Here is an 18,878-nt window from a genome sequence, read left to right as displayed (position 1 = left end):
TCGTCGCCGCTTGTCAATGAAGGGCGAAAGCTGTGGAAATTCCGCCGGAGATCAACGGCCGGCGCTGGCCAAAGCGCGTTTTTCGCGCCGCCGCTGCACCGAAGAGGGTATGTTCATGCCTTCCCGGTATTTGGCCACCGTGCGCCTGGCGATGTCGACGCCGCTTTCCCGCAGCATGTCCACGATGGCATCGTCGGAAAGCACATCGATGGCTTTCTCCTCGTCGATCAGCTGCTTTATGCGGTCGCGCACCGCTTCCGACGAATGCGCATCACCGCCACCTGACGAAGCGATCGAGGCGGTGAAGAAATAGCGCAGCTCGAACACGCCGCGCGGCGTCAGCATGTATTTGTTTGCCGTGACCCGGCTGACCGTTGATTCGTGCATGCCGATGGCGTCCGCCACCGTGCGCAGGTTGAGCGGCTTCAGGTGCCGCACGCCGTGGACGAGAAAAGCGTCCTGCTGGCGCACGATCTCAGAGGCCACCTTGAGAATGGTCTTCGCCCGCTGGTCGAGGCTGCGCGTGAGCCAGTTGGCGTTCTGCAGGCATTCGGCAAGGAAATCCTTTTCCGCCTGGTTTTTCGCATGTGGCGTGACCTGGGCGAAATAGATGTGATCGACCAGCACGCGCGGCAGCGTCTCGGCATTGAGCTCGACCGTCCAGCTGCCGTCATTGGCTGCACGCACCTCGATGTCGGCCACGATCGCATCGCTGGCACCGCGCGAAAACGCCATTCCCGGCCGTGGGTCGAGCGCCCGGATCTCGGCCAGCATGTCGAGCAGATCCTCTTCGTCGACGCCGCAAATCCGCTTCAGCGTCTGGAAATCGCGCCGTGCCAGGAGTTCGAGATTGGCGATCAGCGCCTTCATCGCCGGATCGAGCCGGTCGCGCACGGCCAGCTGCAGCAACAGGCATTCGGCGAGGTCGCGGGCGAATATGCCGGCGGGCTCGAATGTCTGGCAGACCGCCAGGACCGTTGCCATCGCCGTGGCGTCCGCGCCGAGGCGGGCGGCGATCTCGGCCATATCGGCACGCATGTAGCCGGCCTCGTCGAGGCCGTCGGCAAGCTCGCCGGCGATCAGGCGCGCCGCCGGATCGGCAAAGGCGAGCGCCACCTGCTCGCCGACATGGTCGCGCAGCGTGATGGCCGCCGCCGCCATATCCGCGACGTCGAAGCCGTCGGAGGAAGAGGTGGAACCATTGCCGGACGCCGATTTCCATTGTGCCGTCAGGTCGGGCCCGAGCCGCTCGCTCGTACCAGGATCGTCAGGAAACAGGTTTTCCAGCGACGTATCGAGCTTTTCCGAGATCGCCTCGGCGCTCCATGCCGTTTCCGCCTCGAACCAGTCGCCGTCGGCAGCCGGTTCCGATGCGGCGTCGCCCTTCTGCGCCTGGTCGCTGGCGGCGTCCTCCTGCGGTTCGGCGCGTTCCAGCAAGGGATTGCGTTCGATCTCGTCGTCGATGAAGCGTTCCAACTCGAGATGGGTGAACTGCAGCAGGCGGATCGACTGCATCAGCTGCGGCGTCATCACCAGCGACTGCGACTGTCGTAGCTGTAGTTTTGCCGCCAACGCCATGGTTCGGTTTCAAACGCCCCGTCTACGCACCCGCACTGCTGGAAGGAATTTTCCAGGCCAGCATAGAAACTGGCCCGGCTTTTGCTTGTCAAGGCGAGGAGCGGTAAAACTCGCCTGCCGACGCGTTTTCAGGCAGAAAATTGAAGAAAAAGCTGTTGGACTACGCCGGAAATCCCGTTCGAACCGGAATTTCGCATTTAGAGTGTAAATCCCTCGCCGAGATAAAGCCGCCGCACGTCGGCATTTGCGACCACTTCGTCGGCTCGACCATGGGTCAGCACCTGGCCGGCATGGATGATGTAGGCGCGGTCGATCAGGCCAAGTGTCTCGCGGACATTGTGGTCGGTGATCAGAACGCCGATGCCACGTGCCGTCAAGTGGCGCACGAGTTGCTGGATGTCGGCGACGGCGATCGGATCGATGCCGGCGAAAGGTTCGTCGAGCAGCATATAGGCGGGGCGGGTTGCCAAGGCGCGGGCAATTTCGAGGCGTCGCCGCTCACCGCCGGAGAGCGACAGCGACGGAGCCTTGCGCAGATGGCTGATGTGAAATTCCTCGAGCAATTCGTCGAGCAGGCGCTCACGCTCCTTGCGGCTCTTTTCGACGACCTCGAGCACGGCCCGGATGTTTTGCTCGACATTCAGGCCGCGAAAAATCGACGCTTCCTGCGGCAGATAGCCGATGCCGAGACGGGCGCGGCGATACATCGGCATCGACGTGACGTCGAAACCGTCGATTTCGATCGTGCCTTCATCGACCGGCACCAGGCCGGTTACCATGTAGAAACAGGTCGTCTTGCCGGCGCCGTTGGGGCCGAGCAGCCCAACCGCCTCGCCGGCGCGCACGCCCAGCGTCACGCCGCTGACGACTTTGCGGCCCTTGTAGCTTTTGGTCAGCCCCTTGGCGATCAAGGTTCCCTTGAACTTTGCCGCTTCGACGGTGACCCTGGCCGGTGCCGCAAGTTTGCTGGCGGCGCGCCCTGGAAGACGCGCCAGCAGCGACGATATGCCGGTCATCAGGGTTTCGCTGCTCCAGACTTCGCCGGCGGCGTGATCGACATCATGACGCGGCCGCCGCAAGCGTCGACCTGGGCAAGGCCGCTCTTCATCTGCACGGTAAGCTTGCAGCCGACAAGCACGTTATCGCCTTGCGAGAGCACGACCTTGCTGCCCGAAAGCACCAGCACTTCGGTCTTCATGTCGAAGGTGCCGCGGTCGCCGGTGGCAACCTGATTGTCCGATTTGATGTAGACCTTATCGTCGACCTCGAGATGGTCGATGTTGGCGGATCCGGTCATTGCCGCGGCACCCGCGGGCTGGGCGCCTTTAGCGGCGCCTGCATCCCTGACGTAATAGACCGTCATTTTGCCGGCCTTGAGCACGGTTGGACCCTGGACGACGTTGACGTTGCCGGTGAAGACGGCGACGCTTTCCGCCTGGCGCACCTCGAGCTTGTCGCTTTCGATCTGGATAGGCTTGTCGCCCGACAGCCTGAGGCCGGACATTTGGCTGGTGGCACTGGATTGCGCCAGCGACGGCGCCGTCCCGAAGGTCAGCCCCAAGGGCAACCCGAGCGTCAACGCCGAAATCGCGGCGAGGCGCCGTGCCGAACTACTGAACCGCATTGGTCTCTCCGCTCTTTGCCTCTGCCGCCTTCAAACTGGCGGGATCGATGTCGACGCGCACCTTGTTCTCGAAAACCAGGACCTTGCCATTGTCCTGGACCGACATCGAATCCGCCCTGATCCGCGACCCGCCGCGGCTGACATCGACGGGCTCGCTTGTCTTCATAGTGCCTTCGCCCATGTCGAGATAGACTGATTTGAATTTTGCCACCACACCATCCGTGGTCGACACGGTCACATCGCTGGTCAGGCTGAGCGTGTTGCCGTCGCGATCATAGGTGCCGTGCGTGGCATCGATGGCGGCCGTGTTGTCGGCCGCAATCGGCAGCTTGGCCTTGATGCCTTCCAGATCGATGATGCCTTGTTTGCTGACATCCTGTATGGCGCGCAGGGCTGTCATCGAATAGGGCAGGTTCTGTTTGGTGAAGCCGTTGAGCTTGGGGTTGGCCATCACCAGCTTGCCATCGGCAAAGGCGCCGCCGTCGGCCTGCACCTCGATTGCAGCGGGAGCCATGAGATAGGAATAGACGGGAAACGCGACCGCAATCACGGCAGCGACCAGCGGCACGGCCAGCTTGAGGATACGGACCCGGCGCGAATGACGCTGCGCAACGTCAAACGCGTCGACCCGCGCCCGGCCTGCGGCCTTGGGAGCCAACTCCGTCTCGGTGTTGGTCGGTTCGATTGGTCCCGCTAACATGACTGCTTCTTCTAAACCCCTGCCCGCCAGGCCGCCCTATAGGTGGGGTGCCGGCGCCCTCAAGCAAGCACAAGCCGAGGAAAACCGCAAAAATGTGACAGCCGCCCCTGTACAATGAAAATGGCCCCAGCGCAGCCTGTACCTCATACCAGATATGGGCGCACAGTGTTAGGGCCTGTGGAACGAGACAGGTTGAGGCTTGCCGCGAATGCCTAACGGCCTTTGGCGCAAGGCCGTCAGGAAACGGTAGCCGGGCGCGAATGGTTGCTTTAAAAGCATCTGCTCCCACCGACTACGAGGCTGACCATGGTATTGAGAGCCGACGACCTGATCGACCGCCGCCGCTTGCGCCGCAAGCTGACATTCTGGCGTGTTGCGGCGATTATCGTCGCGGCAGCCGGACTGATCGCCTTCTCGGCATGGATCTATGGTGACGACTTCACCGGCGCGGCTGTCGACCACATCGCCAAGGTCAAGATCGAAGGTACCATCACCGAAGACGAAGAACTGATCAAGCGGCTGGAGGCAATCCGTCAGTCGCCGCGCGTCAAGGCTGTGATCCTGTCGATCGATTCACCCGGCGGCACCACCGTCGGTGGCGAATCGATCTATGAGGCAGTGCGCAAGCTTGCCGCAGACAAGCCGGTGGTGGCCGAGGTCGGCACGCTCGCGGCTTCGGCGGGCTATATGATCGCCACCGCGGCCGACCATATTGTCGCACGCAAATCCTCGATCGTCGGCTCGATCGGCGTGCTGATTCAGTACCCGGACGTCAGCGGCCTCATGGACAAGCTCGGCGTCAAGCTGGAGGAGGTGAAATCCTCGCCCTTGAAGGCCTCGCCTTCTCCCTTCAAGCCGACCAATGACGATGAGCGCGCCATGGTCCGCAAGCTCATCCTCGACAGCTACGACTGGTTCGTCGGCATCGTCGCCGAGCGCCGCAACATGACCAAGCCGGAGGTGCTGGCGCTCGCAGACGGGTCGATCTTCACCGGCCGGCAGGCGGTCACCAACAGATTGATCGACGCGGTCGGCGGCGAGGCCGAAGCGATCGACTGGCTTGCAGGCAAGGGCGTCGATGCCAAGCTCAAGGTGGTGGAATGGAAGGACACGGAAAAACGCGGCGGTTTCCTGTTCTCCAAAGCGATGGCGCAGACCGTCGGTGCTGCGCTTGGCCTGGCCGGCCATGACGGCGACGTCCTTCACGAAATTGGAGCGGACCGCTTGTTTCTTGACGGTCTCGTTTCCGTCTGGCACCCTTGAGGAACCGCCTGGGACGAGTGAAAAACCAAATAAAATCATTCTGATAATTTCGGCGGCACTGCTTTTACGGGGAGCCTTTTCATGATCAAATCCGAACTTGTGCAGATCATCGCCACGCGTAATCCGCATCTTTTCCTGCGCGACGTCGAAAACATTGTCAGCGCCATCTTCGATGAAATCACCGACGCGCTTGCCGAGGGCAACCGGGTCGAGTTGCGCGGCTTCGGCGCGTTTTCGGTGAAAAATCGCCCTGCCCGCACCGGCCGCAACCCGCGCACCGGCGAATCCGTAGAGGTCGAGGAGAAATGGGTACCGTTCTTCAAGACCGGCAAGGAATTGCGTGAAAGGCTGAACGGAGGCAAATAGGCGCCGCGCCCGCCGTCCCGCTCCGGCAGCAGTCCCTACGGAAAAACATGTTCAATCGCTTAATCCTCATCGTGGTCTTCGTGCCGCTGGCCGTCATCCTGATCGCGCTGGCCGTTGCCAACCGCGAACCGGTCGCCTTCACGCTCGACCCGTTCAATCCGGGCAACCCGGCGCTGACGCTGACCTTGCCGCTGTTCATATTCCTGTTCCTTGCCCTTGCCATCGGCATGATCGTCGGCAGCCTGGCGACCTGGATCAAGCAGGGGCGCTATCGCAAGCTGGCGCGCCAGCGCGGTGCCGAGGCCGAGAATCTGCGCCAGGCGGTAAGCCGCGCGCCTGCCGCGCCTCGAGGCCCGGCTTTGCCGAAGCCGACAAACTGAAGCGTCGCTGACATATCTTTCGCGGAGCCTTTCATGCTGACCATTTCGGCCGCCGAGGTCGATAGCGCGCTGACCTTTCCCGGACTGATCGAGACGCTGCGCGCCGCGTTTCGCGATGGCGCCGTACAGCCGGTGAGGCACCATCATACGATAGAGCGGCCCGACGGCGCCGCTTCAACGCTGCTTTTGATGCCGGCCTGGACCGACTTCAACACGGCTGGCACCTCCGCCGGCGGTCACATCGGCATCAAGATCGTCACCGTGTCGCCCGACAACAACGCTGTCGGAAAACCCGCGGTGATGGGCCTTTACCTCTTGCTCGACGGCGCCACTGGCGAGCCGCAGGCCATGATCGACGGCCAGCGGCTGACGCAGTGGCGCACGGCCTGCGCCTCGGCGCTGGCCGCCTCCTACCTGGCCCGCGAGGACGCCTCGCGGCTGCTCGTGGTAGGCGCCGGCGCGCTGTCGCCGTTCCTGGCGAAGGCGCATTCGGCTGTGCGGCCGATCACCAGCATCCGCATCTGGAACCGCACGCCGGCCAATGCCGAAAAGGTCGCTGCAAGATTGCGTGCGGAAGGTTTTGCGGCCGAAGCCGCAGGCGATCTCGACGCCGAACTAGGCCAGGCCGACATCATTTCCTCGGCGACGATCACCACCGAGCCGCTGGTCAAGGGCGCCTTGTTGCGACCCGGAACGCATGTCGACCTCGTCGGCGGCTTCACTCCGGCGATGCGCGAAAGCGACGACGACACGGTTGCGCGGGCCCGCGTCTATGTCGACACCCGCGCTGGCGCCGCCAAAGAGGCGGGTGACATCGTCCAGCCGCTGGCCTCCGGCGTGTTGAAGCCGGAAGCCATCGTCGCCGACCTTTATGAACTCACGCGCGGCCAGAAAAAAGGCCGGCAGAACGACGACGAGATCACGCTGTTCAAGTCGGTCGGCGCAGCCCTCGAGGACCTCGCCGCCGGCATTGGCGTGTATCGCGCAAGCGTAGGGCAGTAGGGCAGTAGGAAACCGCACTGATCGTGCGGCGCCGCGCCAGCTATATTTCCTGTCACGTACTCCCCTACTGCCCTACTGCCTTACTCCCTTTGCCAGTAGACCCTTAGCCGATGATTGTCGGGATCGAGCGCGACGAAGGTCCGGCCGAAATCCATGTCGGTCGGGCTCTGCAGGATTTTCAGACCCCGTCCGGCCCAATCGGTGTAGGTGGCATCGACCGCCTCCGGCGTGTCCAGCGCAAAGACGATCTCGGCGCCACCGCCTGCTGCCGCGGCGGCCGGTTCCACGGTGTGACGCGACCAGAGGCCGAGCTTGAAGCCGTTGTCGAGCACGAACAGCACGAAGGTCGGCGAGGTCTCGACCGGCTGCCGCCCAAGCAGCGCGCTATAGAAGGCGCCGCTTTGCTCAGGCTTGTCGACATAGAGGATGACGAAATTGGGCGGTGTCATGAACTGCTCTCCCGATGGTTTCGACTGGAGGAGCATACCGTACGCCACTGCCAGATTCTGGCAGCAGTCTCAACTGAGCAGCAGCCTTAGCTTGGCGTGTCGAGCGTCGCCCGCCATTCTTTGAGCAGCACCTGACGGCGGCGCGGATAGCGCATCTCGGTGGCATTGAGGCCGGATATCCGGTCGGCGCGAAAGTGCCTGAAATCCTGGCGCATCTCGCACCAGGCCGCGACGACGCGCACCTTGTCGAAGAAGCCGAGTGCGAACGGCCAGACGGTGCGCTCGGAGGCAGCGCCGCCGGCGTCGCGATAGACAAAGCTCAGCTTGCGCTCCTCGCGGATGGCCTGCCGCACCACACCGAGATCGATGCCTTCGGTGACCTCGGTGCGCGACCCGACCAGCAGCGTCGAGGCATCGAGCTCTTCGCGCAAATCGTCCGGCAGCACCGCGGCGATCTTGGCCAGCGCGTCGGTGGCGGCGTTCGCAAGCCGCCAGTCCGGCTGCTTGGCCACCCAGCGCGAACCGAGCACGATCGCCTCGATCTCCTCATCGGTGAACATCAAGGGCGGCAGCATGAAACCGGGCCTGAGCACGTAACCCAACCCCGCCTCACCCTCGATCGGCGCGCCCTGCCCCTGCAGCGTGGCGATGTCGCGATAGAGCGTGCGGATCGACACACCCATTTCGCCCGCAAGGCTGCGGCCGCTGACTGGCCGGCGATGCCGGCGCAGGATCTGGATCAGGTCGAGCAGGCGTTCAGCACGGGACATGAATCATGACCTGGTTTCAATCACGATAGAGCCCCAGCGCTTTCGGCGGCAAGCGACATGGGTGGCGGACGGGAACGTCTGCGTCCTGACGCCGTTGTCTGGCCACTATGGATATGCGCGGGTTCCTGTTGTTCTGGTCGGTTTTGACCGCCATCGTCGCTGCGCTCAGCCTCGGACCATCCTTCGCCCATGTGCTGGAATCGGTGCCGCGGCTGACCAGTTGGCCGCCTTCGCTCTGGCGTGAAACCACTGTCTTCAACGCTCAGTTCCAATTCTTCGCGATTGTCGGCGCACCGCTGGACGTGGCCGCGATCGCCTGTCCGGGGCTTCTCGCCTGGATGCTGCGCAGTGACCGCCCGGCATTCTGGTGGATTTTGGCCGCCACCGTGCTTTATCTGATGGCCCTCGTGGCGTGGTTTACCCTGGTCAAACCGGCAAACGATGTCCTGGCCACCTGGGTGCCTGGACCGATCCCGGACAATTTCGAAAGTATCCGGAGCAGTTGGGAAACCGGCCATATGGTCGTCACCGGCTTCAAGGCCGTTGGTTTCATAGCGCTCGCAGTCGGCCTGCTGTCGATCAGGCGCGGCTGATCCGGTTGCACACGTCGGCAGCCCTTTTGTTGCGCCGGTCAATGTGCTGTGGCAGAAGCGGCGAGCCGCCGTCCGGAGATGCGCCTTCTTGAAACCTTTTCGCGACAAACGCCGCGACAGCCGCCCGCCCCCGAAGGGCGGGGCGGAGCAGCCGCGGCGGCGCGACGCCGGCCTGACCGCCGGTTCGGAGCCTAAACTGCAGGACCGGTCCGAGCCGAAAGCCGCGCCGCGCCCTCTATCCCGTCGCGATGGCGCGCTGCCTGCCGAACATCTGCCGCTGATCCTCGAGGTCGGCCCCAATCAGGACTACGCGTTGCTCGACAGCGGCGCCGGAGAAAAACTCGAGCAATACGGCCCCTACCGCATCGTTCGGCCGGAGGGCCAGGCGATCTGGCAAAAGGCTTTGCCGGCCAGGGACTGGGAGCGCGCCGACGCCATTTTCACCGGCGATACCGACGAGGAAGGCATCGGCCGCTGGCGCTTCCCCAAGACGCCGCTCGGCGAGACCTGGCCGATGAAGCATGACGGCATAGATTATCTCGGCCGCTTCACTTCGTTTCGCCATGTCGGCGTCTTTCCCGAGCAGGCCTCGCACTGGGACCACATGGCCGGACTGATCGCGGCGGCAAAACGGCCGGTGAAGGTGTTGAACCTGTTCGGTTACACCGGCCTTGCCTCCTTGGTGGCGGCGCGTGCCGGCGCCGAGGTCACCCACGTGGATGCTTCCAAGAAGGCGATCGGCTGGGCGCGCGAAAACCAGGAAATGGCGGGCTTGTCGCAAAAGCCGATCCGCTGGATCGTCGACGATGCCGTGAAATTCGCCGAACGCGAGGAGCGCCGCGGCAGCCGCTACGACATCATCCTGTTCGACCCGCCCGCCTATGGCCGCGGACCGAAAGGCGAGGTCTGGCAGCTGTTCGAGGACCTGCCGGCGCTGACCGATATCTGCCGCACGATCCTGACGCCGAAGCCGCTCGCCGTGGTACTGACCGCCTATTCGATCCGCGCCTCTTTTTTCGCCATCCATGCCCTGATGCGCGACACCTTCGCCGGCATGGGCGGCACGGTCGAGTCGGGTGAATTGATCATCCGCGAGAAATCTGCCGGTCGGGCGCTTTCGACCTCGCTGTTCTCGCGCTGGGTGGCCTGAATGAGTGCGTACGAACGGCACGCGGGCGCGCCAGGGCAGGTGAAGGAAGTCACCAGCCTCGCCAACCCGCTGGTCAAGGACATCAAGGCGCTCGCGCTGAAGAAATTCCGTGACCAGCAGAATTCCTTCATGGCCGAAGGCCTGAAGCTGGTCATCGACGCGCTCGATCTCGGCTGGTCGATCAGGACACTGGTCTTCGCCAAGGCCGGACGTGGCAATATGGCGGTTGAAAAGGTCGCGGCGCGCACGGTCGCCGCTGGCGGCACCGTCCTTGAAGTTTCGGAAAAAGTGCTGGTCGCCATCACCCGCCGCGACAATCCGCAAATGGTCGTCGGCGTGTTCTCGCAGAAATACCTGCCGTTGAAGGACATCCGCGCCCGTGACGGCGACGTCTGGGTGGCGCTCGACCGCGTCCGCGACCCCGGCAATCTCGGCACCGTCATCCGCACGGTCGACGCTGTCGGGGCCAGGGGCGTCATCTTGGTCGGCGAGACCACCGATCCCTTTTCGGTCGAAACGGTGCGCGCCACCATGGGCTCGATTTTCGCCGTGCCGGTCGCCAAGGCGTCGCCCGAAGCTTTTCTCGCCTGGCGAACGAGCTTCCCCGGCCTCGTCGCCGGCACCCACCTGAAGGGTGCGGTCGACTACCGCTCGGTCGATTTTTCAAAGGGCCCGGTGCTTTTGATGATGGGTAACGAGCAGCAAGGCCTGCCTGACGAGCTTGCCGCAAGCTGCGACAAACTGCTGCGGATACCGCAGGCCGGCCGCGCCGATTCGCTCAACCTTGCAGTGGCCACCGGCGTCATGCTGTTCGAGATCCGGCGCGGCGCGCTGAAGCTCGGCCCGGAGGACGCCAGATCGTGACATCTCAAACCGTGAAACTGCAAACCATGAAGTCCTGGAGGCCGTATGCTCTTCTGGTCGTCGCCGCGATAGCGCTCGACCAGTGGGTGAAATACCTAGTCGAAACCGGTCTTGCCTTTCAGGAACGGCTCGACCTGCTTCCGTTCCTGGCGCTGTACCGCACCTACAACACCGGCATCGCGTTCTCGCTGTTTTCGTCCTTCGGCGACACCGGCCTGGTGGTCGTCGCGGTTCTGGTGGTCGCTTTCGTGCTCTATCTTGCGGCCCGCACGCCGCCCGGCCACCTGCTTGCCCGCATCGGCTTCGCACTGATCGTCGGCGGCGCGCTCGGCAACCTGATTGATCGCGCAATCTACGGTCATGTCATCGACTATGTCCTGTTCCATACGCCGGTCTGGTCCTTCGCGATCTTCAACCTCGCCGACGCCTTCATTTCGGTTGGTGCGGTGCTGGTCGTCTTCGACGAACTCATTGGCTGGCGGCGCGGAGCGTCGAGCGATTGACCTCACTCGCCTGGCGCCACACATTCTGATCTGCAAGCCCGAGGAGAAAAAATGCCCGAAACCTTCAAAGCCATCCTCGTTTCGCGTGACGCCGAGAAAAACCAGTCGGTCGCGGTGACCGAGCTTACCGAGGCAGACCTGATGGAGGGCGACGTCACCGTCGCGGTCGAGGCGACGACGGTGAACTACAAGGACGGTCTTGCAATTACCGGCAAGGCGCCGGTGATCCGCCACTGGCCGCTGGTGCCGGGCATCGATTTCGCCGGCACCGTCATCTCGTCTTCCAATCCTGACTGGCGCAAGGGTGACAAGGTCATATTGAACGGCTGGGGCGTCGGCGAGACGCATTTCGGCGCCTTTGCAGGGCGCGCCCGCGTCAAGGGCGACTGGCTGGTGCCGTTGCCGGACGGCATGAGCCCGCATGATGCGATGGCGGTCGGCACCGCCGGCTACACCGCCATGCTTTGCGTCATCGCGCTGGAGCGCCACGGCATCGTGCCCGATCGCGGCCCGGTGGCGGTGACCGGCGCTGCCGGTGGCGTCGGCTCGGTCGCGGTCTCGATCCTGTCCAGCCTCGGCTATCACGTCATCGCCTCGACCGGCCGTGCTGCCGAAAGCCCCTATCTGATCGACCTCGGCGCCGCGGAAGTGATTTCACGCGACGAGCTTGCCCAGCCCGCAAAACCGCTCGCCAAGGAACGCTGGGCCGGCGGCGTCGATGCGGTCGGCAGCCACACGCTGGCCAACGTTCTATCGATGACCTCCTATGGCGGCGCCGTTGCCGCTTGCGGCCTCGCCGGCGGCATGGACCTGCCGGCAAGCGTCGCGCCCTTCATCCTGCGCGGCGTCTCGCTGCTCGGCATCGATTCGGTGATGGCGCCGAAGGCGGTCCGCCTCGAGGCCTGGCGCCGTATCGGCGCCGATCTCGACCACGCAAAGCTTGCCAGCCTTTCGACGAGCATCGGCTTCGACGGCATCATCGGCGCCGCGCATGACATCGTCGAGGGTAAGATCCGCGGCCGCGTGGTGGTGGATATGTGAGCCCCCAAGGGAAAAAAAAGAGCGCGACCGGTAAAATTCGAGCGATCAACCACAACCTTCGATAAGCTCTGTCTGGCAGGATTTCCGTATGATTGCGGAACCCGGCATCAGAGAGGCGGAACCAGCCGAACGGGCCGACGGGACGGCCCCCGCGGCGCCAGGACGGCAGCTTGTCGCCGCGCCACCGCTGGCGCCGGAACTGCCGGCCTCCAACCGCGAAGGCCTGCCCTTCCTGACGCTCGTCGCCATTGTCGTGCTGGCAGGCTTTTCGCATCTGACCGGGGCGCCGATCTTCATCACTATCGGCCTTTTGGCGACAGCCATCGCCGGGCTCGCCATGCATCTGCGCAACAGGCGCACCGAGCGCCGCGCGGTGGCCCTGCTCGATGCCACGACCGCCCGCAGCCGCGCCGAAATAGAGACGCTGGCCGACCGCATGTGGGAGATGCAGGAGAGCGAGGAGCGCTTTCGCGGGCTGATCGATGCACTCGGCGATCTCGTCGTCCATCGTGACCGCGACGGCCACATTGTCTACGCCAACAAGGTTTTCGCCGACCTTGTCGAAACCGACCAGCGCGACCTTGCCGGCAAGACCCTGGCCGAACTAGGCATCGATGTCGGCATCGTCCCCGACGCCGCGTTTTCCGACCATGAATGCCTGAGTTCCACCGACGTCGCCATTCGCACGCCGGACGGCCCACGCTGGTTCTCTTGGATCGAGCTGTCGGTGCGCGACAAGGACAGCGGCGCCGTTTCGCATCGCGCCATCGCCCGCGACATCACCGCTCGCAAGCGCGCCGAATCCTCGCTGATCACCGCCCGCGAGCGGGCCGAATATGCGAGCCAGGCCAAATCGCGCTTCCTCGCCACCGTCAGCCACGAGATCCGCACGCCGATGAACGGCATCATGGGCATGGCCCGGCTTCTCGCCGACACCAGCCTTTCGCCCGAGCAGCGGACCTATGTCGGCGCCATCTCGACCTCGGCCAGCGCGCTGCTGGCGCTGATCGAGGACCTGCTCGACTACTCCAAGATCGAGGCCGGCCGCTTCGATCCCGAACCGCAGCCGATGTCGGTGCGCGAGATCGCCGACAATGTCATCGAGCTTTTGGCGGCGCGGGCTTTTGCCAAGGATATCGGCCTCGGCTGTCATGTCGAACCCGACGTGCCGCAGCTGATCACCGCCGACCCCGGCAGGGTCAGGCAGGTGCTGCTCAATCTCATCGGCAACGCCGTCAAGTTCACCGACAGCGGCGGCGTCCTGGCAAGCATCGCCCGCGTCCGCACCGAAACCACCGACCGCATCCGCTTCACCATCACCGACACCGGCCCCGGTCTGCGCGAGGAGGACATGGAGCGCATATTCGCGGACTTCGAACAGGCTGACGGCACCTCGACCCGTGCGCATGGCGGTGCCGGCCTCGGTCTCGCCATTTCCAAGCGCCTGGTGACCGCCATGGGCGGCACTATCTCTGTGTCGAGCCGGCTTGGCCAGGGGTCCGAATTCGTCTTCGAGATTCCCGCTATTTCCGCCGTCGAGGCGCCGCAGATCCGCCAGGACGCGCTGTCGGGCCGGCATGCCGTGATCGTGTCGAAGAACCTGGTCGAGGCCGAAGCCCTCGCCCGCACCATTCGCGCCAATGGCGGCACGGTCGATCTGGCCACCGCCGCAGCCCAGGCCACCCCTTTCGCCGAGAGCTGCGACGTGCTGCTGATCGATGCTGCCATGGAGCAAAGCGACGGCAGGCTGCTCAGGCGCCTGCGCCAGAGCGGATTTGCCGATTGCGAGGCAGTGACGCTGATTGCACCGACCGACCGTGGCATGCTTGGCGAGTTCCGTGCCAATGGTTACGCCACCTTCCTTGCGAGGCCGGTGCGCGGCGAGACATTGCTGCGCGTGCTTTTGACCAGCCACGCGCCGGTCATCGCCGAGCCGCAACTGCAAAGGCGCGGCGCGCAGGCGGGGCACGCCATTGGCGCCCGCCAGCAGGGCCTGTCGGTGCTGATCGCCGAGGACAACGACATCAACGCCATGCTGGCCCGCGCCACGCTGCTGAAGGCCGGGCATCGCGTGAAAGTGGTCGGCAACGGCAAGGCCGCCGTCGAGGCGGTCATCAGCACCGGCCACAAGCACCGTTACGACGTGGTGCTGATGGACTTGCATATGCCTGTCATGGACGGCCTGGACGCCATCGCCGCCATCCGCCGCCATGAGGAGGAGACCGCGGTGCCGCCAGTGCCGATCATGGTGCTGTCGGCCGACAGCCAGGAAAAGACCCGCCACGCCGTGCTCGCTCACGGTGCCAGCGGCTTCGTCACCAAGCCGCTCGACCCCGATGCCCTGGTTCATGCGGTCGAAGGGCAAGCGGCCGCCTGAGGCACAACATAGACGGTTGATAGATTGCCCAGCCGACGAAGTATTGCCCGCAGAGCCGTATCACGGTACTGTCACAATCCTGTTGCACCTACACCGTATCCCCGTGCCAAGAGGGATGGCTCGAAGGAGAATCACTCGTGCATACAGTCATGCCGGAATGTGATGCTCGGCCGAACGCCAGCGGGCCTTTGCTCGTCGGCCGGAACGCCGATGCCGTCATAAAAGGCGCATCGCTCGGCCGCATCGGCAATCTCGAAGTGCGGCTCGCCCGCAACGAGGCCGAGATCGCTGCCGCGCAGGAAGTGCGCTACCGGGTGTTCTACGACGAGCTTGGTGCCAGGAAGGACCTGTTCCAGATGCAGGACCGCCGCGATGCCGATCGCTTCGATCCCCTCTGCGATCATCTGCTGGTCTTCGATACTTCGCTTTCCGGCCCCGAGCATCGCCGCATCGTCGGCACCTACCGCCTGCTGCGGCAGGAGATTGCCGCGGCCGCCGGCGGCTTCTATTCCGAAGGTGAATTCGAGCTGACCAAGCTCATCGCGCGGCATCCCGGCCAGCGCTTCCTCGAGCTCGGCCGCTCCTGCGTTCTGCCGGAATACCGCTCGAAGCGCACCATCGAGGCGCTGTGGCAAGGCATCTGGGCCTACATCAACCATTACGGCATCGGCGTGATGACCGGCTGCGCGTCGTTCCACGGCACCGTGCCTGCGGCACATGCCGAGGCGCTGACCTATCTTGCCCACCACTGCCGGACGAATTCATCCTGGGACGTGCGCGCCGTCGCCGGGCGCTATTGTTCCATGGATCTGATGCCGATCGAGGCCGTCAACACCAAGGCGGCGATCGCGGCGATGCCGCCGCTGGTCAAGGGCTATCTGCGCGTCGGCGCGCGCATCGGCGACGGTTGTGTCATCGACCGTGAATTCTCGACGGTCGACGTGTTCGTGGTGATGCCGGTCAAGGAGATCGGTGCCCGCTACGTCAATTATTATGGCGGAGAAGCGCAGCGGTTTGCGGCCTGAATAGGGCAGTAGGGGAGTAGGCGGAGAGAAGGCAAGGGCCCGAGTAGGCAATTGCTCTACTTTACCCGACGTAGCGCTATTCCCTACTCCCGTACTGCCCTACTCCCGTACTGCCCTATTCCCCTACTCCCCTAACTTACGCATCTTTCTCAGCCTGCTCGTTGACCGGCCCCGGCTCCACCGGCGCTTCGCTTGCGACATGCTTGGGGCCGCCCTTGGCGACGCCGACCATGGCCGGCCGCAGAACACGCTCGCCGATCGAATAGCCGGGCTGCACGACCTGCACGACTGTGTTGGCCGGTACGTCGGGATTGGGCACCTCGAACATCGCCTGGTGGAAATTCGGATCGAATTTCTCGCCCTCGGGCTCAAGCTTCTTCACGCCGTGGCGTTCCAGCGCCGACAGCATGGCGCGCTCGGTGATCTCGACGCCGTCGATCAGCGCCTTGAAGCCGGCATCGCCCGACGCCTTGGCCTCCTCCGGGATGGCATCCAGCGCACGGCGCAGATTGTCTGACACCGAAAGCATGTCGCGGGCAAAATTGGCAACCGCATAGGCGCGCGCATCGTGGACGTCCCGCGCGGTACGGCGACGCAAATTCTCCATGTCGGCCGCGACGCGCAGCGCGCGATCCTTCAGCTCTTCGTTTTCCTTCAGAAGCCGCACAAGCGCCTCATAGTCGCCGTCGACGCCACCTTCCCTTGGCTCCGCGGCAGCCTCGGTCTTCTCGGCTTCATCGGGCGCGCGTTCGTCTTTTGCCTGGTCGCTCATCGCCGTTTCCCGTCATTTTCGAATGGTGTGGATTTGCGCCCGATATCGAGGTTTAGCGGCCAAAAATCAAGGGGCAAGCGATACTGCAGCCGCTGTCGCTGCTTGATGGCGGACGGCGCAGACCTTTCGATTTTAATTCAAACTTTACCGTACCCGACGGCTTTGCTTGCCGGGACACTACAATGCGGGAACCATTCCTCCCTTGGAAGAGTTTCGAAGCCGACACAGGATTTTGGATGATGCCCCGCAGGAATGGCGAAAAACGCGACGGGCTCGCCGCCGATATCCGGCGCCAGCTCGGCACCGAGGCGACCAAGCGCTTTCTGCGCACCTTACCGGCCTTCCGCACGGAGTCCGATATTCCCGACCGTCTGAAGGAATTGCTCGACCGCCTGGACGGCGTCGAAGCCAAGGTGGTCGCAGGCGGGCGCCGTCGGTAGACACCGTCGCCAGCAACGCGACCTGCGATTGCGGCCGCAATTCCTCGCCATCGCGCGACATTTACCCGCAGTAACTTTGCGTGATCTCCGCCTTGCGGCAGCGCGCCGCTCCGCCTATGTTTCATGATGAACATGATTTCCCCCGAAGCTGTGGCAAACAGCAAGCGCGCCTGGTTGAAGATCCTGTCGCGCTATAAAAAGCCCGACAGGCGTCGCAGCGCCGTCGAACTCGCCATCACCCTCATCCCCTTCGCCACGCTGTGGGCACTGTCCTCGGCCGCTTATGCCTATGGCCATTGGTGGGGTCTGGTCCTCATCCTTCCGGCAGCCGGCTTTCTGGTGCGTATCTTCATGATCCAGCACGATTGCGGCCACGGCTCCTTCTTTGCCAACCGCTATGCCGACGACTGGATCGGCCGCGTGCTTGGCGTGTTGACGCTGACGCCCTACGATTGCTGGCGCCGCGCCCACGCAACCCATCACGCCAGCGCCGGCAATCTCGACGAGCGCGGCACCGGCGACATCAAGACACTGACGGTCGCTGAATATCGGCAACTGTCATGGCGGGGCCGGCTCGCCTATCGCCTCTATCGCCATCCGCTGGTGATGTTTGGCCTTGGCCCGATATGGATCTTCATTTTCGAGCAGAGACTGCCCTTGGGCATGATGCGGGGCGGTTTCACCCCCTGGGTGTCGTCGATGTCGACCAATCTCGCCATCGCGGTCATCGCCGCGCTGCTCATCTGGTTCGTTGGCCCCGGCGCGTTCCTGGTCGTGCATTTGCCGATCGTCATCCTCGCCGGATCGGCCGGCATCTGGCTGTTTTATGTCCAGCATCAGTTCGAGGAGACGGAGTGGACAAAGGACTCCGAGTGGGAATTCCAGCACGCTGCCCTGCACGGTTCGTCCTATTACGACCTGCCGCCGGTGCTGAACTGGATCACCGGCAATATCGGCGTCCACCACGTGCATCACCTCTCGGCCAAGGTGCCATGCTACCGGCTTCCGGAAGTGTTGAGGGACTATCCGGAGCTGCGTGAGATCGGCCGCGTCACACTCCTCGACAGCCTGCGCTGCGTCAAGCTGGCGCTGTGGGACGAGAGTCGCAGCAAGCTGGTATCGTTCCGCGAAGCGCGGATGGCCGTGTAAAGCATACCGCCGCACCTAAAGCGCGTTGCGCTCGACCGGCCTCATGCGACGCGCTTTAGGTTGTCGTTTATGCATGCCGTTATCGCAAAACCGCTGACACTTTTGCGCGACATGCGTTAGGGGTGCGGCGGGCTCCACATTCCGAGCTTAAGCCGCCCGGCGCTGGTCGCGCATCAGGATCTCGCCCTGGCGGATCTCGGTGCCCAGCACTTTCAGGCATTCGCGCATGAAGGCGGCAAGGCCCGGCCAGCCCTTGGCCGACACAAGATTGCCGTCGACATGGGCGCCGGTCGGCGCAACATCGATATAGATGCCGCCGGCCAGCGTGACTTCCGGCTCGCAATATTGCAGCGCCGCGACTTCCCTGCCGCGCACCACGCCGTCGACCGCGATCAGGATCTGCACGCCGTGGCAGATGGTGAAGATCGGTTTTCCCGTCTCATGGAAATGCCGCACCAGCGCCTGCACGCGCTTGTCGATGCGGATATATTCCGGCCCGCGCCCGCCCGCCGCGTAGACGGCATCGTAGTCGGCCGGATTGACCTCGGAAAACGTCTTGTTGAGGATGTAGTCGTGGCCGAGCTTTTCCGTATAGGTCTGGTGGCCCTCGAAGTCGTGCAGCGAGGTCTTCAGGATATCGCCGGCCTTCTTGTCGGGGCAAACGACATGGACGGTGTGGCCCACCGCATGCATGGCCTGTTCAAAGACGAAAATCTCGTACTCCTCGCTGAACTCGCCAACGAGCATCAATATCTTCTTGCCAGCCATACCCGGTTCCTCCCTTGTGGCCACATTTATTCGGATCGCGAAATAATAGGCCCATCCTAAGGCG

21 protein-coding genes are annotated in these 18,878 nt (G+C 63.8%); 13 read left to right on the top strand and 8 right to left on the bottom strand.

All coding sequences use genetic code 11. The annotated features are described in order from the left end of the window. Nucleotides 1-51: 51 nt before the first annotated feature. The 4 genes from rpoN to lptC form a co-directional block, all read right to left on the bottom strand. Complete coding sequence (gene rpoN, locus NKH59_RS13955) at nucleotides 52-1,578, bottom strand: RNA polymerase factor sigma-54 (RefSeq protein ID WP_352469431.1); 1,527 nt, start codon at nucleotides 1,576-1,578, stop codon at nucleotides 52-54. A gap of 197 nt (nucleotides 1,579-1,775) precedes the next feature. Then, a complete protein-coding gene (gene lptB / locus NKH59_RS13950; RefSeq protein WP_292664962.1) occupies nucleotides 1,776-2,594 on the bottom strand; it encodes an LPS export ABC transporter ATP-binding protein in 819 nt (272 codons plus the stop codon). Then, a complete protein-coding gene (locus tag NKH59_RS13945; protein ID WP_292664963.1) occupies nucleotides 2,594-3,202 on the bottom strand; it encodes an LptA/OstA family protein in 609 nt (202 codons plus the stop codon). The genes lptB and NKH59_RS13945 overlap by 1 nt, the downstream gene beginning before the upstream one ends. Further along, the gene (gene lptC / locus NKH59_RS13940; protein ID WP_023675263.1) at nucleotides 3,189-3,902 is read right to left on the bottom strand and encodes an LPS export ABC transporter periplasmic protein LptC; all 714 of its coding nucleotides are present in this window, start codon (nucleotides 3,900-3,902) and stop codon (nucleotides 3,189-3,191) included. The genes NKH59_RS13945 and lptC overlap by 14 nt, the downstream gene beginning before the upstream one ends. A 306-nt stretch (nucleotides 3,903-4,208) precedes the next feature. Here lptC and sppA point away from each other — a divergent pair, with 306 nt between their 5' ends. The 4 genes from sppA (at nucleotide 4,209) to lhpI (ending at nucleotide 6,913) form a co-directional block, all read left to right on the top strand. Continuing rightward, the gene (gene sppA / locus NKH59_RS13935) at nucleotides 4,209-5,165 is read left to right on the top strand and encodes a signal peptide peptidase SppA (protein WP_352469429.1); all 957 of its coding nucleotides are present in this window, start codon (nucleotides 4,209-4,211) and stop codon (nucleotides 5,163-5,165) included. Between the two features lie 81 nt (nucleotides 5,166-5,246). Beyond that, the gene (locus NKH59_RS13930) at nucleotides 5,247-5,531 is read left to right on the top strand and encodes an integration host factor subunit beta (RefSeq protein ID WP_023675261.1); all 285 of its coding nucleotides are present in this window, start codon (nucleotides 5,247-5,249) and stop codon (nucleotides 5,529-5,531) included. A gap of 47 nt (nucleotides 5,532-5,578) precedes the next feature. Continuing rightward, the gene (locus NKH59_RS13925) at nucleotides 5,579-5,911 is read left to right on the top strand and encodes a LapA family protein (RefSeq protein WP_352539412.1); all 333 of its coding nucleotides are present in this window, start codon (nucleotides 5,579-5,581) and stop codon (nucleotides 5,909-5,911) included. 33 nt (nucleotides 5,912-5,944) lie between these two features. Continuing rightward, a complete protein-coding gene (gene lhpI / locus NKH59_RS13920; protein WP_352539413.1) occupies nucleotides 5,945-6,913 on the top strand; it encodes a bifunctional Delta(1)-pyrroline-2-carboxylate/Delta(1)-piperideine-2-carboxylate reductase in 969 nt (322 codons plus the stop codon). An 80-nt stretch (nucleotides 6,914-6,993) separates the two neighbouring features. Here the strand turns inward: lhpI and NKH59_RS13915 are convergent, their stop codons facing one another. After that, complete coding sequence (locus NKH59_RS13915; protein WP_352469426.1) at nucleotides 6,994-7,362, bottom strand: VOC family protein; 369 nt, start codon at nucleotides 7,360-7,362, stop codon at nucleotides 6,994-6,996. Between the two features lie 86 nt (nucleotides 7,363-7,448). After that, nucleotides 7,449-8,132 carry a helix-turn-helix transcriptional regulator gene (locus NKH59_RS13910; protein ID WP_352468341.1) on the bottom strand — a complete coding sequence of 228 codons (684 nt, stop codon included), beginning with the start codon at nucleotides 8,130-8,132 and terminating at the stop codon, nucleotides 7,449-7,451. A 107-nt stretch (nucleotides 8,133-8,239) separates the two neighbouring features. Here NKH59_RS13910 and NKH59_RS13905 point away from each other — a divergent pair, with 107 nt between their 5' ends. The 7 genes from NKH59_RS13905 (at nucleotide 8,240) to olsB (ending at nucleotide 15,685) form a co-directional block, all read left to right on the top strand. Beyond that, complete coding sequence (locus NKH59_RS13905; RefSeq protein WP_352539414.1) at nucleotides 8,240-8,725, top strand: DUF1772 domain-containing protein; 486 nt, start codon at nucleotides 8,240-8,242, stop codon at nucleotides 8,723-8,725. 88 nt (nucleotides 8,726-8,813) lie between these two features. Then, nucleotides 8,814-9,875 carry an RsmD family RNA methyltransferase gene (locus tag NKH59_RS13900; protein WP_352539415.1) on the top strand — a complete coding sequence of 354 codons (1,062 nt, stop codon included), beginning with the start codon at nucleotides 8,814-8,816 and terminating at the stop codon, nucleotides 9,873-9,875. Next, entirely contained in the window at nucleotides 9,876-10,739 is an 864-nt protein-coding gene (locus NKH59_RS13895; protein ID WP_352539416.1) for a TrmH family RNA methyltransferase, read from the top strand. A gap of 26 nt (nucleotides 10,740-10,765) precedes the next feature. Beyond that, nucleotides 10,766-11,242 (top strand): signal peptidase II, encoded by a 477-nt coding sequence (lspA, locus tag NKH59_RS13890; RefSeq protein ID WP_352454178.1) that lies wholly within the window; start codon nucleotides 10,766-10,768, stop codon nucleotides 11,240-11,242. Nucleotides 11,243-11,293: 51 nt separating this feature from the next. Next, nucleotides 11,294-12,283, top strand: coding sequence for an acrylyl-CoA reductase (NADPH) (gene acuI / locus NKH59_RS13885; protein ID WP_352539417.1), 990 nt, complete (start codon nucleotides 11,294-11,296; stop codon nucleotides 12,281-12,283). 88 nt (nucleotides 12,284-12,371) lie between these two features. Continuing rightward, nucleotides 12,372-14,660, top strand: a complete 2,289-nt coding sequence (locus tag NKH59_RS13880; protein WP_352539418.1) for a PAS domain-containing hybrid sensor histidine kinase/response regulator — start codon at nucleotides 12,372-12,374, stop codon at nucleotides 14,658-14,660. A gap of 149 nt (nucleotides 14,661-14,809) precedes the next feature. Continuing rightward, complete coding sequence (gene olsB, locus NKH59_RS13875) at nucleotides 14,810-15,685, top strand: l-ornithine N(alpha)-acyltransferase (protein WP_023675251.1); 876 nt, start codon at nucleotides 14,810-14,812, stop codon at nucleotides 15,683-15,685. A gap of 136 nt (nucleotides 15,686-15,821) precedes the next feature. Here olsB and grpE read toward each other — a convergent pair whose 3' ends face one another. Then, nucleotides 15,822-16,457 carry a nucleotide exchange factor GrpE gene (gene grpE / locus NKH59_RS13870; protein ID WP_023675250.1) on the bottom strand — a complete coding sequence of 212 codons (636 nt, stop codon included), beginning with the start codon at nucleotides 16,455-16,457 and terminating at the stop codon, nucleotides 15,822-15,824. A gap of 236 nt (nucleotides 16,458-16,693) precedes the next feature. Here grpE and NKH59_RS13865 point away from each other — a divergent pair, with 236 nt between their 5' ends. After that, nucleotides 16,694-16,897 carry a hypothetical protein gene (locus NKH59_RS13865; RefSeq protein ID WP_023675249.1) on the top strand — a complete coding sequence of 68 codons (204 nt, stop codon included), beginning with the start codon at nucleotides 16,694-16,696 and terminating at the stop codon, nucleotides 16,895-16,897. A gap of 126 nt (nucleotides 16,898-17,023) precedes the next feature. Then, entirely contained in the window at nucleotides 17,024-18,046 is a 1,023-nt protein-coding gene (locus tag NKH59_RS13860; RefSeq protein ID WP_352469420.1) for a fatty acid desaturase, read from the top strand. 147 nt (nucleotides 18,047-18,193) lie between these two features. Here NKH59_RS13860 and NKH59_RS13855 read toward each other — a convergent pair whose 3' ends face one another. Next, nucleotides 18,194-18,814 carry a DJ-1/PfpI family protein gene (locus NKH59_RS13855; RefSeq protein ID WP_352539419.1) on the bottom strand — a complete coding sequence of 207 codons (621 nt, stop codon included), beginning with the start codon at nucleotides 18,812-18,814 and terminating at the stop codon, nucleotides 18,194-18,196. Nucleotides 18,815-18,878 lie beyond the last annotated feature (64 nt).

This window comes from Mesorhizobium sp. M0998, from assembly GCF_040318885.1.
Taxonomy (GTDB): Bacteria; Pseudomonadota; Alphaproteobacteria; order Rhizobiales; family Rhizobiaceae; genus Mesorhizobium.
Note: the sequence above shows the minus strand (reverse complement) of the source record. Positions and strands in the feature narration are given on the sequence as shown.

Bases quoted from the DNA above. Each gene is read 5' to 3' on its own strand.
- rpoN (WP_352469431.1), bottom strand. From the start codon at position 1,578: ATGGCGTTGGCGGCAAAACTACAGCTACGACAGTCGCAGTCGCTGGTG.
- acuI (WP_352539417.1), top strand. From the start codon at position 11,294: ATGCCCGAAACCTTCAAAGCCATCCTCGTTTCGCGTGACGCCGAGAAA.
- lhpI (WP_352539413.1), top strand. From the start codon at position 5,945: ATGCTGACCATTTCGGCCGCCGAGGTCGATAGCGCGCTGACCTTTCCC.
- NKH59_RS13930 (WP_023675261.1), top strand. From the start codon at position 5,247: ATGATCAAATCCGAACTTGTGCAGATCATCGCCACGCGTAATCCGCAT.
- lptB (WP_292664962.1), bottom strand. From the start codon at position 2,594: ATGACCGGCATATCGTCGCTGCTGGCGCGTCTTCCAGGGCGCGCCGCC.
- NKH59_RS13915 (WP_352469426.1), bottom strand. From the start codon at position 7,362: ATGACACCGCCCAATTTCGTCATCCTCTATGTCGACAAGCCTGAGCAA.
- NKH59_RS13865 (WP_023675249.1), top strand. From the start codon at position 16,694: ATGATGCCCCGCAGGAATGGCGAAAAACGCGACGGGCTCGCCGCCGAT.
- NKH59_RS13910 (WP_352468341.1), bottom strand. From the start codon at position 8,132: ATGTCCCGTGCTGAACGCCTGCTCGACCTGATCCAGATCCTGCGCCGG.
- lptC (WP_023675263.1), bottom strand. From the start codon at position 3,902: ATGTTAGCGGGACCAATCGAACCGACCAACACCGAGACGGAGTTGGCT.
- NKH59_RS13880 (WP_352539418.1), top strand. From the start codon at position 12,372: ATGATTGCGGAACCCGGCATCAGAGAGGCGGAACCAGCCGAACGGGCC.
- sppA (WP_352469429.1), top strand. From the start codon at position 4,209: ATGGTATTGAGAGCCGACGACCTGATCGACCGCCGCCGCTTGCGCCGC.
- NKH59_RS13905 (WP_352539414.1), top strand. From the start codon at position 8,240: ATGGATATGCGCGGGTTCCTGTTGTTCTGGTCGGTTTTGACCGCCATC.
- grpE (WP_023675250.1), bottom strand. From the start codon at position 16,457: ATGAGCGACCAGGCAAAAGACGAACGCGCGCCCGATGAAGCCGAGAAG.
- lspA (WP_352454178.1), top strand. From the start codon at position 10,766: ATGAAGTCCTGGAGGCCGTATGCTCTTCTGGTCGTCGCCGCGATAGCG.
- NKH59_RS13855 (WP_352539419.1), bottom strand. From the start codon at position 18,814: ATGGCTGGCAAGAAGATATTGATGCTCGTTGGCGAGTTCAGCGAGGAG.
- NKH59_RS13925 (WP_352539412.1), top strand. From the start codon at position 5,579: ATGTTCAATCGCTTAATCCTCATCGTGGTCTTCGTGCCGCTGGCCGTC.
- NKH59_RS13945 (WP_292664963.1), bottom strand. From the start codon at position 3,202: ATGCGGTTCAGTAGTTCGGCACGGCGCCTCGCCGCGATTTCGGCGTTG.
- NKH59_RS13895 (WP_352539416.1), top strand. From the start codon at position 9,876: ATGAGTGCGTACGAACGGCACGCGGGCGCGCCAGGGCAGGTGAAGGAA.
- olsB (WP_023675251.1), top strand. From the start codon at position 14,810: ATGCCGGAATGTGATGCTCGGCCGAACGCCAGCGGGCCTTTGCTCGTC.
- NKH59_RS13860 (WP_352469420.1), top strand. From the start codon at position 17,024: ATGAACATGATTTCCCCCGAAGCTGTGGCAAACAGCAAGCGCGCCTGG.